Origin of the sequence: Methanoregula sp. (assembly GCA_041645435.1) — an archaeon.
Classification (GTDB): Archaea; Halobacteriota; Methanomicrobia; order Methanomicrobiales; family Methanospirillaceae; genus Methanoregula.
This window is the reverse complement of record JBAZQB010000001.1, coordinates 599,487-612,616: the sequence shown is the minus strand read 5'-3', so window position 1 is coordinate 612,616 and position 13,130 is coordinate 599,487. Positions and strand designations below refer to the sequence as shown.

The following is a 13,130-nucleotide window of genomic DNA, read 5'->3' as shown; positions in this document are numbered from 1 at the left end:
TCCGTGATCCGGTAATAAAGATTCCCGATTTCACCAACAATACATCATTCTCGGGAAAATACCCCCAATCAGTAGATGAATAAATGATTATCCAGTACTCTCCTGCCGTTATTGTCATGCTGCTATCAGGGTTGGTCTCTACCGTCCTGATGGTCATTGCGTGGCGCAATCGTTCGATACCAATATTTCAACCTTTCATCCTGCTGATGGCGGCAGAGTCTGTCTGGATTTTCGGGTATGCCCTGGAACTGATGAGCACCAATCTCCCGACTGTCCTCCTCCTCAACAATATCGAGTATCCTGCCGTATCAACTGTGCCAATTGCCTGGCTCTTCATTGTCCTCTGTTATACCGGGCGTGAGCAGTATCTCACCCGGCGCACAATTCCTTTGTTTTTCATTATCCCGGTACTGGTCTGGATCCTTGTTCTTACCAATCCCTGGCATCATCTCTATTATTCAGGGTTTTACCAGGAGTCACTCGGCGGATCAGTTATCTGGATCTACGAGCATGGCCCCTTGTTCTGGATTCATATCGCGTACTGCTACATCCTTGCCCTTATCGCGCTCGTTCTCGCTGCAGGAAGGCTCTTTGCTCCCACCGGACTCTACCGGCGCCAGACAATGCTCTTGGTCTGCGCAGCATGCATCCCGGCACTGTGTAACATGACCTATGTGTTCAGGCTTGCCCCTTTCCCGGATTACGACCTGACACCCATCGCGTTCCTCATTGCCGGGCTTATCCTTGCTGTGGGTATCCTCCGATACCAGCTCTTCTCAACCGTACCGGTCGCGTACTCGCTTGTCTTTTCTACTATGAGGGACGGAGTGATTGTTGCAAACGGGAAAAACCTTGTGATTGATCTCAATCCGGCAGCGGAACAGATTACCGGAGTATCATCGCATGATGCCATCGGGCGGACCGTTGCCGAAGTCTTCCCCGGACTCGCATCCATTCAGGAAGATCCTGTGTCGGAAGTGATGGAGCACCGAATCGAGATCCAGATCAGGAAGGAGCGGAGCCCGGTATTTTATGATGTGCTTGTCACTCCCATGGATTTCTGTCGGACAGGTGCTGCCGGCTATGTTTGCCTGTTTCGGGATATCACCGACCGGAAACAAGTGGCGCTCGCACTTGAAGAAGCCCATAAAAAAATCAGTCTCCTCTCCAGCATCACCCGTCACGATCTCTCGAATAAACTTATGGCTGTGTCCATCTACCTTGAAATGAGTCAGGAACTATCCACCGATCCCCTTCAGAAAGAGTACCTTGACCGGCAGAAGATGGCTGTCGAAGCAATGGGTGATCAGATTGCGTTTACCCGGGAATACCAGCAGCTGGGGACCGAAGTACCTGTCTGGCAGAATGTAGATACGGTGATAAACCGGGCAAAGAAACATGCGGATCTTAAGAATATCTCTTTAATCAGCAACACCGGCTCTCTCGAAGTTTATGCCGATCCGATGCTGGAGAAAGTATTCTACAATCTGTTCGAAAACTCAATAAAATATGGCGGCGCAGGGATCTCATCGATAACCATATCCACCCACCAGTCCGGTGATGATCTGGTCATTGTCGTTGATGATGACGGAGCAGGGATCACAAAAGAGGATAAAGCCCGGCTATTCGAACGCGGGTTTGGGAAGAATACCGGGCTTGGGCTGTTTCTTTCCAAGGAGATCCTTGCCATCACTGACATCACAATCAATGAAACCGGTGAGCTGGGCAGAGGGGCACGGTTTGAATGTCGTGTGCCTTGTGGGAAATTCCGGTACGGAGGTAGCGGGCAATAATCCATTCGTACCCCCACGTCTCGTTCAATTTCAGATAGGGGATCCCCTTAATTTCAAATCTTCTGAAAATAATCCCGTTTACCGGAAATACCCGACTGCATTCCGGAACAGGTGCATATTCATGGATTCGGCCGGCACAGGCACACCGTTGCGCCGCATCTTTTCTTTCATCAGCGGCCAGTCATACAGGTTGACAAACTCCATAGCTCTTTCAGGGTGAGGCATGAGTCCCAGCACCTTACCGTCCGCGGATGTTATCCCGGCAATATCTTCCACCGAGCCATTCGGATTCCAGGGATATTCTCCGTACGCTGGAGTTAAATCATCCTTACAGTACGTAAACGCGATCATCTTCTGCCGCTTTAAGCGCAGCAGGGTCTCCGGGGTGCAGGAGAGATTACCTTCCCCGTGTGCGACCGGACAGTACAACCGCTCGATACCTTTGGTCCAGAGATTGTCAGCAACGGGCTTTAACGAGACAAACCGGCATTCCAGCCTGCCGCCCCGGTTGGGCATCAGGGCGATGTCGCGGGTATAGTGTTTGTCAAACGCCGGAACCAGCCCGAGATTTGCAAGGATCTGGAAACCGTTACAGATCCCCAGCACGAGATTATCCCCGTCAAGGAACTCCAGCAGGTCATCCCAGAGATTATTTCTCACCCGGTTGGCGTAGGCATTGCCGGCACCGGTATCGTCTCCATAGGAAAACCCCCCCGGAAATACCAGCAGCCGGTATTCCGAGAGACGCTTGCGTCCTGCGATCAGGTCGTTGATATGGACAATGTCTGCATCCATGCCGGCCCGGGCGAGCACCTCTTTTGTTTCCATTTCGGAGTTGATCCCAAAGCCACTCATTATCAGTGCTTTCTCACCTATCTTCACCTGGATCGATCGGCGGATCGCACCAGTCGCCCGGAGAGATATTCGTTTTGCAGCAATCGCCATGATCAGTACCCCCGGAAGGGTGCTTTGTACACCGCTTCGATCTCGGCAACAGGAAGATCCAGCAATAGTTTATCTGAAGTGATCCGGAAGTTTTTGCCACCCACACGGCCGAGCAGGAGAGCATCTGCCCCGCAATACCGCTCGAATTCCCGCTTATGGTCCGGGGCTACCGTGACGACAAACCTGCCGAGCGATTCAGAGAAGAGATAATAATCCGGACGCATGGCAGGCGGAATGGTGATATCCATCCCCAGCTGGCCGGCAATGGCAACTTTTGCCAGAGCGATCCCGAGACCCCCGTGACTGACCGGAAAGGCCGAGGCCACCAGTTCATGGGAGAGGGCATCCGTCAGCCGCCCATAGCGGGCTTTTACGGTTGCAACATCCAGTTTTGGTAGTGTATTTCCCGTCCCGCCCAAGAGGGCGAAATACTCTGACCCGCCCAGTTCTTCAGCAGTTTCACCGATCACGTACACAAGATCGCCATCGATCTTTGCATCCATGGAGACGGATTTTGCAACGTCTGCGTGAATGCCGATGGAGGAGATGAGCAGTGTCGGAGGCACCGAGACCTTGACCGGGTTGTTCTCCGCATCGAACCCCGAGAAATCATTGTACATGCTGTCCTTTCCGGAGATAAACGGGGTGCCAAAGGCTACCGCATAATCGTAACATCCCTGTGCTGCCAGTTTCAGCTGGCCGAGCCGTTCCGGGTCATCCGATGAGCACCAGCAAAAGTTATCGAGAATAGCAATCGTATCGAGCGGGACACCGATCGCAATGAGGCCGCGGATGGCCGTGTCGATCGCTGCTCCCGCCATCAGGTACGGGTCGATCTCGGAATAGGTGGGAAAGAGACCTTGCGAAAGACCAACGCCTTTTTTTGAGCCGGGAACAACTTTGGTGAGCGTAGCGGTTGCCTGCACCCGGCCGACACCCTGTACCGGCCCGAGCACATGACCGCCTTGCACTGTATGGTCGTACTGGATGGAGATGAACTCTTTTGAACAGAGATTTTTCCGGCTGATCATCGAGCGCATCGTTGCATCAAGGCGTTCCGGGCAGGGAGATTCCGGTTCAGGGAAGGTCTTTTTTGTATAGGTAGTCTTCAGGTGCTTTTTTGGCACCCCGTCATGAAGGAAATCAAGGTCGATATCCATCACTAGACTGCCATGCCATTCTACTATGCATTTACCGGAGTCCGTGAATTTCCCGATAACGGTCGCCTCGACATTCCGGTCCTCCATCAGGTTCAAGAGCGCGTCGAGTTTTTCCGGGGGGACTGCAAGGGTCATCCGTTCCTGTGACTCCGAGATCCAGATCTCCCACGGGGCCATGCCATGATATTTCAGCGGGACTTTATCGAGATAGACATAGCAACCGTTGCACTCTTTTGCCATCTCGGCAACGGAACACGAAATCCCGCCAGCCCCGTTATCTGTTATGCTACGATACATGTCCAGGTCCCGGGCCTCCTTGACAATCACATCGGAGAGTTTCTTCTGGGTAATCGGGTCGCCGATCTGGACTGCTGTCACCGGGCTTGCCGGATCGAGGGCTTCAGATGAGAACGTGGCACCATGGATGCCGTCCTTGCCCACACGCCCCCCGGCAACAACAATGAAATCTCCGGGTGCTGCTTTTTTCTCGTAGAGCTTCCGGCCTGAGTGTTCCCGTGGCATGATACCGACAGTACCGGCAAAGACGAGCGGTTTTCCGACATACCGGTTATCGAACCAGCACCAGCCCTGCGGGGTAGGAATGCCCGAGCAGTTTCCCCCAACACCAACGCCACGAACGACCCCGTCAAGGATCTGGCGGGGGGAGAGGATTGGCGTTGTCTTGTTCTTCCCGCGGAAGAGAGCGGGATCCAGTTCCGGGTCGCCCACGCAGTACCCATAGAAGTTGATACAGGGTTTTGCGCCGAGCCCAAACCCGATCGTATCGCGGTTGACTCCAACGATCCCAGTCAGGGCTCCGCCAAACGGGTCGAGCGCTGAGGGGGAGTTGTGGGTTTCGACCTTGTGAGTCACGAGATACGTGTCATCAAAAATAATCGAACCCGAGTTGTCCGTAAAGACCGTCACACAGATATCCTTATTTCCCTTTTCGGCACGGATTTTGTTGGTAGCGTCCTGAATATATGTCTTGTAAAGCCCACGGGGGACATCATCATCCATTGCCGAGGCAAAGATCGTATGCTTGCAGTGCTCGCTCCACGTCTGGGCCAGCGACTCTAGTTCTATGTCGGTCGGCATCCGTCCCTGTGCGGCAAAATAGGTGCGTATGGCTGACAGCTGAGCGAGATCAAGTGCCAGGGGCCCCCTTCGCTGTCCGGTCAGGGAATCAACAATCCCTTCTTTCCCAATCCGTGAGAGTTCCCTGTTATCAAGGTCGAGGTTTACCGTTTCGGCGTTCGGGAGTTCGTGAAGGTGGACAACGGGCACGACCGGATCCATACCTTTGTTACCATATTCCGCCCGGGTTTTGATATGGACCCGGTTTACGAGCGGGTTTGCGAGGGTAGCCGCAAGTTTCTGTAGTGCTGCAGGAGATATAATCCCACAGACCAAAAAGAGCTGCGAGGTGTAGACCACTTCTCCCTCTACAAATTTTATAGCAAAGAAATCCTCAATAGTCTGCCGGGCCGTCGTGCCGACATTGTCAGTTACCCCAGGGAGAAATCCCACTTCAATTGCATAATCAAACGGTATCCGGGTGGGGGTGTCAATTAAAAATTTCTGGACAACCGGATTGATCAGCTGGGATCCGATATCAGCAAGTTCTGTACCGGAAAAATTACGGGTGCTGGTGGCGATAGTATAGACATCGATGAGATGCAGTTCATCGATGGGAAAACCCAGCGATCGGATCCTGCTTGTCCGGGTTTTTAACCGGGGATCGGTTGTATAGTGCACTTCTATCCGGTGGACACAACTCTCCATACCGTACTATGTAGGACTGCAATTACAAAATAGATGCCGTAGGTGAAACCGGCAAATCAGGAATGGATGTTCCGGGAATTGGTTAACACACCTTTGTAGGGATCCGCAAATAGGTTCATGGATATTTCCAGCAATTTTTATCCGGCTTCCCGCTCCAGACCGTATCTTTATTATAACAAGTTAAGAGTTTTTGATGCAGGGTGTTTTAGTCGTCCGAACATAAAACCGGGAATTGTTATTTAGAAGAAATTATTATATAGATGAAATCTCTAGGTTGACTATCGGCATATACTCATAATCGATGTTTACCGTGATCAATTGGTATTCACCGAATCAAAAAAATGAGGGGGGACAAATGCCCGTCTGTCCACATTGCGGAAGAAACACACCCATTGGCAAATTCTGTGAACATTGCGGAGCACTGATACCGCAGTTTATTCCCGAACCGGCGATCCAGGTACCTGTACCTCAACCGGGGATCATTACCCCACCCCCGGTAAAAAAAGGATCCGCTTTTGTAAAAATCCTGGTTGTAATTATTTTGGTATTAGGTATCTTTTTTGCGATCGGTATCTATGCAACCTATTCACCGGAAATTATCTATCCGGACCCTTATCCGATCTATCCCACCCCCACACCCACATGGTATGCCCCGTTTGATTTCAATACTAAGCTTCCGGAAGCTTCTTACGAATATCAGATGTTCACCTTAGCCAAAGGAGATAAGGTGAAAGTTGCGGTCTCAACGGATGGTGCGCCTATCGATCTTCTCGTAATGGATTCCGCAAACTTTGGAATATATGAAAATACCAATCCTACACCAGATACCGTGCGCTACTCGGGCCTACGGAACATTATCAAAGATGATTACACGTTTGTCGCTCCCCAGTTGGATACCTATTATTTTGTTTTTGATAACAGCTACTGGCCGAAAACCGGTTCCAATGCAAAAAAAGATGTCGCGGTTAATGCTGTTTTTAGTGAGTATTATCAATAGTCCCGGGTAAAAATCCCTTTTTAGGTATTGTGCGTAAGGAAAATTTTCGTAAAACAAATGTTCGTGGAAAATTCAACCCGGTTATTGTAGGTGATAAAACTTCCGAAACCGGTATTACGACACTATCGCAAAGAACAAGGATGCTTGAGAAGAACTCGTTTAATCTAACGAACTGATTCTTAAATTGTTTATCTCCGTTAAGACAATGATTTCTGCCGATCTCATGATAAAACGTATCCGTTAAAAGAAAACACGAATGTCTAAACTAAAACCCTCAGAACGCAGTCCACATCATTCCCACAGCAAACGCTGTCCGGTACTCCTCTTCTGAGAGCCCGGGGCATTTCTTCTCAAGCAAAGCAAGCGCCTTTCCCAGCGCCTCATCTCCTTTCCCGCACTCCCCGTCGCGAAACGCATTACTGACATCATATACATCGTGCGAAAGCCGCTGGATACGGATAAGAGCATCCCGGCACATGGCCGGGGATTCATTCTGAACCTTGTCCCGGATCCGGTTGAGGAGATCCGTGTCATTGGGAGTAGGACACGAAGGTGGCGACCGGCCCTGCCGGAAGATCAGGTCGAATGCGATACTCATCACTTCCGGGCTGGGTTTCTGGGGTACTGCGGGCATAGGAATGTTCCTCATCTGGATGGAGTGGGGGCGTTGGCTGTTCCGTTAATCCAATCCTCCGGTTTTGTCCAGTCAGCATCTGGTGTCTTTGCAAAATAGACCTGCACGAATCCTTTCTGTTCCATCAGCCGGAGTTGTGGCAGCTCGTAGGTGTAAAAGATCCGGTTTTCCCGTGCACCCTGAACAAAACACCAGACATTGACCGGTTTTCCGGTTGCCTGTGCGATCAGTTCTGCCATATCTGTGTACCGGGCTGAATATTGTCCCCAGATTTCGTCTGCTTCGCCAAATGTGACGGGTTGGGGATCGGTATAGATCTTGCCAAAAATGATGACCGACCCGTTAATGCCGGAAGCCCGCTCGTACCAGTGTTCATTGAGGAGCCGGGTATAGGACGGATAATTATAGTAGGCAGAGCTGCCTTCATCCCAGATTGCACGGTTGGGCGGAACAGCAGATGCTGACGGCCCTTCGTTTATAGCATCCAGCAGCCGGAGCATGCTGCCATGATTTCCTTTGCCAGACCAGAACCCCATATGCACCTGTGTACCCGGAACACCGAGCAACGGTTCAGTGACAAGTGCTTCTGAAAAAAGCTGTGCTGTAAATGCCGGGTTTTTGAAGGCTGCAATCTTATCCGTCGGATCAGGAAAGACCGGCCCCGTGATTATGCTTGTTGAACACTCAGTGCTGCATATCATGACAGGGCAGGTGGAAGAAGGAGGGATGCCTATCACCGAGAGAATAACGATAACGGCCAGGATTCCAAGTAAGACGATGCCAATCATCCAGCGGTTCATATAATCTGACGGGAAAGAAGGGGCCATGAACAGATCCCAGATATCTTTTGGTAATCATTGTTACGCTGAACCCCTATATGGACTTTAAGTCTCGGGATATCAATGGAAGTCCATTACAATAGGGGCAATGTGAGGATAACCGCAGAATATATACACAATCCCATAATACGCTAAGCAGTCGCATGACAAAGAAATGTGAACGTTGTGGTACTCCGGCGCTTGATGACTTGTCAGAGTACTGCAACCGGTGCGGTTCTTCAGTCATTGAAGAGCCAAAATCCAATGTGCCGGTCTGCAGCAGGTGCGGTAACCCGGCTCCCAATGCTGATGTGCTCTACTGTAACCGGTGCGGTACGGAATACCCGGCGGCAGAACCAGAGCAGGACTACCCGCTCTGCTCGCGCTGTGGGTATATAATTCATGATGAACTGTCAGAGTACTGCAACCGGTGCGGTGCTTCTGTGAGGTCAGAACCGGAACCCGAGTTGCCGGTCTGCAGCAGGTGTGGCAACCCTGCACCAGATGCTGAAGCGCTTTTTTGCAACAAGTGCGGCACAGGGTACAAAAAGGAACCGGAGAACACAATCCCGCTCTGCCCGCGCTGCGGTTATACCCTTCCCGATGATCAATCGCAGTTCTGCAACCGGTGCGGAGCAACCATCGGCATAGAACCCGTAAACAAAAAACCGGTCTGTGCAAAGTGCGGGGCTGTTGCTCTAGATGCAGAGACCCTTTTTTGTAACCGGTGCGGAACACCGTTCACTCGTTCAGTTTCCAATCCAAAACCCGTGCACCTGTCAGCACACAAACAGGCCCAGCAGGTCTCCGTCAAAATTTCCAAAAAGAAACAGATTCCCGCTACGGTTATTACTCCGGAAGATCTCTGGGATCAGACCCCGGATGAGGAGTTCGCTGAAACATATGACCCGCCCGCAGTAGCACCCTCCACAATATCCCCCCGGAAAAAATATGCCCATCTCCCCCTTGTGGCAGATGAATTTGCCGGGGGGAAAACCCGGGATGAGAGCATTGTAATTCCAGGAAACGCAAAAAAATACGGTCATATCCCGTTAATAGCCGATGAACTCAAAGAGAAACAATCCCCGCGTCTTGAAATTGAGACTCCTTATTACCCCGGACCTCCCAAGGAAAAGAAAACGGCAAAGCCGAAAAAAGGTTTTTTTGATCTGTTGAAAAAATAAGAGGGAGGGTTCTTTTTTAGTATACGGTGTTTTTAGATACCTGATGGCTTTTTTCAGGTTGCAGTTATGGCCTAAATACTCAGCTGAACGCGGGTCTGGACATCAAATGCCAGGGGGAGATCAAGATACGCTTCCAAAAACCATTCCGGGTACCCAACGGGACCTGCCCCCCCGGTAAATCCACCAGATGCATTTTGTCTGAGTATGTGTGCCTGTTGTGGCACATAGATCCTGAACGGGTATACTAAGGGCTGGGATGTTTTGGGATACTCCCGCTCGCCATCGAACTGGAGAACAAATTCATGCACTCTCCGACTGGTTGTTTCCCAATGCCCATGTGAATGATGCGATCCGGAACCGTGGGTATATTCCCGATATTTCTGTTCAGCATATAATCTGAGAAATACTCCCCGGGCCTTTTGCGGGGAATTCATCGAGAGGATAAGGTCCCCCTCAATCGCCTCTCCTACAACATAGGCAATTTTAGGGATACGGATCTCAATTTTTCCTGCACCAATGCCAAACATGAGGGATAACACTATTTCATTGGTAGCGTGGCAACTATTTTAAAATTTCTTTCACCGGTTCTTGAACGTTATTGGGACACAATGCAACATTACACTGTTATAGTTGATCCCAACCTTTTTTTAAGAATCTTGATGATGAACCCGGATCTCAAAAAAATATTCAGATGATTACGGTCTTCGCTTCTTCGTTACTGCCTGACAGGTAGTCAGGGTGAATCTCCTGTCGTGCAAACAGGGCAAGGATGAGAATGACAATCGCAATAATGAACGAGAAGAAGAAGGCAAGGTCAAATCCCGCAGTGATCAGCTCCAGTTTGATGTTAGCCGGTGCTAGCTTGGTGATTCCACGCTGACCGGCAATTGCTATGATTCCCTGGGTAAATACCAGGTTTGCAAAAGCGATCCCCAGGGTTAAGGGGGCAAACCGTTCAAGGCTAGTGAGGCTGGAGACCATGCCCTGGTATCCCTTACCCACCGAGTTCATGATCATATTCGATGCCGGAGTTATCATCAGGCCAAGACTAAAACCAATAACGAGCAGGCAGAGGATTACAAATCCGGTTGAAGAACCAACCCGGAGAAGCGTCATCATATAAAAACCGGCTACCAGGAAGATTCCTGCAGCAATGCAGAGCACTCTTCCCCCAACCCGGTTATAGAGCATTCCTGCCAGGATACCGGATATCATCATTGCTACCGAAAGAGCTGTTAAAATGAGCCCGGCATCAGAAGCACCGTAACCTTTTACGTACTGGAGATAAAACGGGAGCAGGTAACTAATTCCGGCAAAACTGAAAAAGACCAGTGACATAATGAGATTGGTCAGTAAGAAATTACGGTTCTTAAACAGGCGCAGTTCTAACAACGGGTCGGAAACGCGGAGCTCGTGCCAGACAAAGTAAGCAAGAGTGATGATGGCAAGGGCAAGAGTGCCAAGAATAACCGGCGAGGTCCACCCGAGTTCGTTACCTTCAGAGACTGCAAAGAGCAGGGATGCAAGACCGGTGAAGATCAATAATGCCCCGGCTTTGTCAAAGCCTGCAGGTCTGTCATGCGGCGTAGTTGCCGGAATAACTTTTGCTCCGAGCAGGATTGCACAGATTCCCACCGGCACATTAATTAAAAAGATCCAGTGCCAGGAAAGATACTGGGTGAGCACACCCCCGATGGTCGGTCCGATGGCAGTCCCAAGTGCGGCGACCGTCATAATAATGCCCATCGCTTTTCCTTTCTGCTTCATAGGGATGTACGCAGTGACCATGGCCGGTGCAATTGCCGTTATCATCGCACCCCCCACAGCCTGGAATGCACGTGAACCTACAAGCACGGGAAAGGAAGATAAGAGATCGGGCAAGAGAGCACAGGAGAACGATCCAATCGTAAAGATCAGAAATCCTGACAGGAAAACTTTCTTAAACCCTATGCCATCGGATAATTTCCCGAAAATAAGGACACAACCGGCCATCACCAGGAGGTAGATGGTCGACACCCAGCTTACGGTACTTGTCGAGATATTGAAAACCGATGATATAGTCGGCAGGGCAATATTGACAATCGTCCCGTCTAGTGCCGACATGAATGCAGCAAGGGAGATGGAGATAATCAGGAGATTAAAACCCGCCTGATCCGTTCCCTGATGGTTCTTATCCATACATGGTTATAGGGCGGCGGCATAAAAAAGGAGAGGTTATTCAGTATCGGAACTTGTCGGCAAAAATCCGGTACGCATTTTGCTTTTACGGATCCTCATCAAAAGTGCTTATCATAGGAACTATCGAAAATTGCGATAGTTTTTTCGGGATTACAGGATTAACGATACATTCCTTTCTGGAATAATAATCAGTCAAATTCAGGTACTCTTATCCGATTGAGAGTATTGCATTACGAGATTAATCAATAACATTGATGAAAAGTGTGAGTGGGAGGAGTAAGCCTCCTTCTGTTCTAGCGGCATTCAGCTCTGCGCCATACCCGGGCGGATACCGGACTATCCTCTGGCCCTGTTCTGGCTTGCACCCGCAGGGATTCGTCGTTCCAACGTATCCTGTTCCTCAGACGCTCAGCGAGTTACTCGTGCAGCTGCCTGCACTTCTTGCCGGTAAAGGCTCGATCGCATCATTGCTAAAAACAGGCCGTGTCGTTTCTGTGCCATTGCCGTGACTCTCGCCACCCGTACTTGCGTACGGCTGCGTGACCGGTGGGTGGGGGGACTTTCCTCAGCGACACTTAAGTCACCGTCGGCCGCTCTCTCCCTCTCGCTCTATATATTGTTCGGCCGGGCAGATAAGCGCAGCGACCAACTTCTGGTCAGGTTTATAAAAAAGTTCTTGACCAGACTATCTTTGGTTTCCAGATTTTTTTGTTAGCATGAAACGCCGCTCCAAAGGGGTACCCCCGCAGCGGTCATGTCGATGCAAAAAATACATGAATTATTTTCTGTTTCATCTGCATCGTGCCAACTCTCATTTGAATGAAAAAGTGATCTACACGAACCAGCGATCAGCAGAAACGTTGAAGAAATTCCAAAAACGCGGGGAGTCAAGGGAGGCCCCTTTTGGGCTGTTTCTCCTAGGTAAGAGGGGAGGTCCCCCTCCTACTATATGTAAGAGAGTAGATTCCGTCAGTACCTGTATTAGAGAATACTGCACCGTTCGAAACATAGTTATCCAACCTGCGCTAAGCAGAGTCACAACGAGGGAGTGATGGTATGCTGACAGCAGAAGAAGGAACCCTGGCAATCCGGCTCGCACGCGGCGCACTTGAACACGCAGTAGGGAAAAAACCAAAACCCGAACTTAAACTCAGTCGGGTTTTCAACGCAAAACGGGGCGTCTTTGTTACACTCACAGAAAATGGCGAACTGCGCGGCTGTATCGGTCTACCGTACCCGGTGATGCCTCTTGGTGATGCTATTGAACATGCTGCCAAAGCCGCAGCACTTGAAGATCCCCGGTTCCCGCCGGTAATTAAAGACGAGCTTGCAATTATCGATTTGGAAGTTACCATTCTCACCGTACCGTTACCGCTTCTCTGTGAACCGGCAGAACGCCCGGCAAATATCAAAGTGGGAAAACACGGACTGATTGTGAAAGGGATGGGTTCGAGTGGTCTCCTGCTCCCCCAGGTGGCCACCGAGTATGGCTGGGATACCATTACGTTCCTTGACCATACCTGTGCCAAAGCCGGGTTGTCGGGCAAATGCTGGACTTCCAAGAACGTTGAAGTGATGACTTTTGAAGGCCAGATCTTTTCCGAAAAGAAGGGAACCGTTTAACCTCCAGAGCGCA

Annotated in this window: 10 protein-coding genes and 1 other RNA gene; 4 read left to right on the top strand and 7 right to left on the bottom strand. The window is 50.4% G+C overall.

The annotated features are described in order from the left end of the window. The first annotated feature begins 83 nt into the window (after positions 1-83). Positions 84-1,793 (top strand): histidine kinase N-terminal 7TM domain-containing protein, encoded by a 1,710-nt coding sequence (locus WC593_02865; protein ID MFA4824078.1) that lies wholly within the window; start codon positions 84-86, stop codon positions 1,791-1,793. Between the two features lie 78 nt (positions 1,794-1,871). On the opposite strand, the gene WC593_02860 is transcribed toward WC593_02865, so the two are convergent. Further along, positions 1,872-2,738: a phosphoribosylformylglycinamidine synthase subunit PurQ gene (locus tag WC593_02860; protein ID MFA4824077.1), complete on the bottom strand. Its 867-nt coding sequence runs from the start codon at positions 2,736-2,738 to the stop codon at positions 1,872-1,874. A 2-nt stretch (positions 2,739-2,740) separates the two neighbouring features. Further along, complete coding sequence (locus WC593_02855; protein MFA4824076.1) at positions 2,741-5,683, bottom strand: AIR synthase-related protein; 2,943 nt, start codon at positions 5,681-5,683, stop codon at positions 2,741-2,743. Between the two features lie 355 nt (positions 5,684-6,038). Between WC593_02855 and WC593_02850 the strand changes: the two genes are divergently transcribed. Next, entirely contained in the window at positions 6,039-6,680 is a 642-nt protein-coding gene (locus WC593_02850; GenBank protein ID MFA4824075.1) for a zinc ribbon domain-containing protein, read from the top strand. A 274-nt stretch (positions 6,681-6,954) separates the two neighbouring features. Here WC593_02850 and WC593_02845 read toward each other — a convergent pair whose 3' ends face one another. Next, on the bottom strand, positions 6,955-7,314 hold the full coding sequence (locus tag WC593_02845; protein ID MFA4824074.1) for a hypothetical protein: 360 nt from the start codon (positions 7,312-7,314) through the stop codon (positions 6,955-6,957). An 11-nt stretch (positions 7,315-7,325) separates the two neighbouring features. Further along, the gene (locus WC593_02840; GenBank protein MFA4824073.1) at positions 7,326-8,141 is read right to left on the bottom strand and encodes a hypothetical protein; all 816 of its coding nucleotides are present in this window, start codon (positions 8,139-8,141) and stop codon (positions 7,326-7,328) included. A 155-nt stretch (positions 8,142-8,296) separates the two neighbouring features. Here WC593_02840 and WC593_02835 point away from each other — a divergent pair, with 155 nt between their 5' ends. Further along, a complete protein-coding gene (locus tag WC593_02835; GenBank protein MFA4824072.1) occupies positions 8,297-9,316 on the top strand; it encodes a zinc ribbon domain-containing protein in 1,020 nt (339 codons plus the stop codon). A gap of 71 nt (positions 9,317-9,387) precedes the next feature. Here WC593_02835 and WC593_02830 read toward each other — a convergent pair whose 3' ends face one another. From WC593_02830 to rnpB, 3 genes are all read right to left on the bottom strand, one after another. Continuing rightward, positions 9,388-9,855: a hypothetical protein gene (locus WC593_02830; GenBank protein MFA4824071.1), complete on the bottom strand. Its 468-nt coding sequence runs from the start codon at positions 9,853-9,855 to the stop codon at positions 9,388-9,390. 148 nt (positions 9,856-10,003) lie between these two features. After that, positions 10,004-11,494 carry a DHA2 family efflux MFS transporter permease subunit gene (locus WC593_02825; GenBank protein ID MFA4824070.1) on the bottom strand — a complete coding sequence of 497 codons (1,491 nt, stop codon included), beginning with the start codon at positions 11,492-11,494 and terminating at the stop codon, positions 10,004-10,006. A 265-nt stretch (positions 11,495-11,759) separates the two neighbouring features. Then, positions 11,760-12,100: RNase P RNA component (gene rnpB / locus WC593_02820), an RNA gene on the bottom strand. Between the two features lie 450 nt (positions 12,101-12,550). Between rnpB and WC593_02815 the strand changes: the two genes are divergently transcribed. Beyond that, entirely contained in the window at positions 12,551-13,117 is a 567-nt protein-coding gene (locus tag WC593_02815) for a TIGR00296 family protein (protein MFA4824069.1), read from the top strand. Positions 13,118-13,130: the final 13 nt, after the last annotated feature.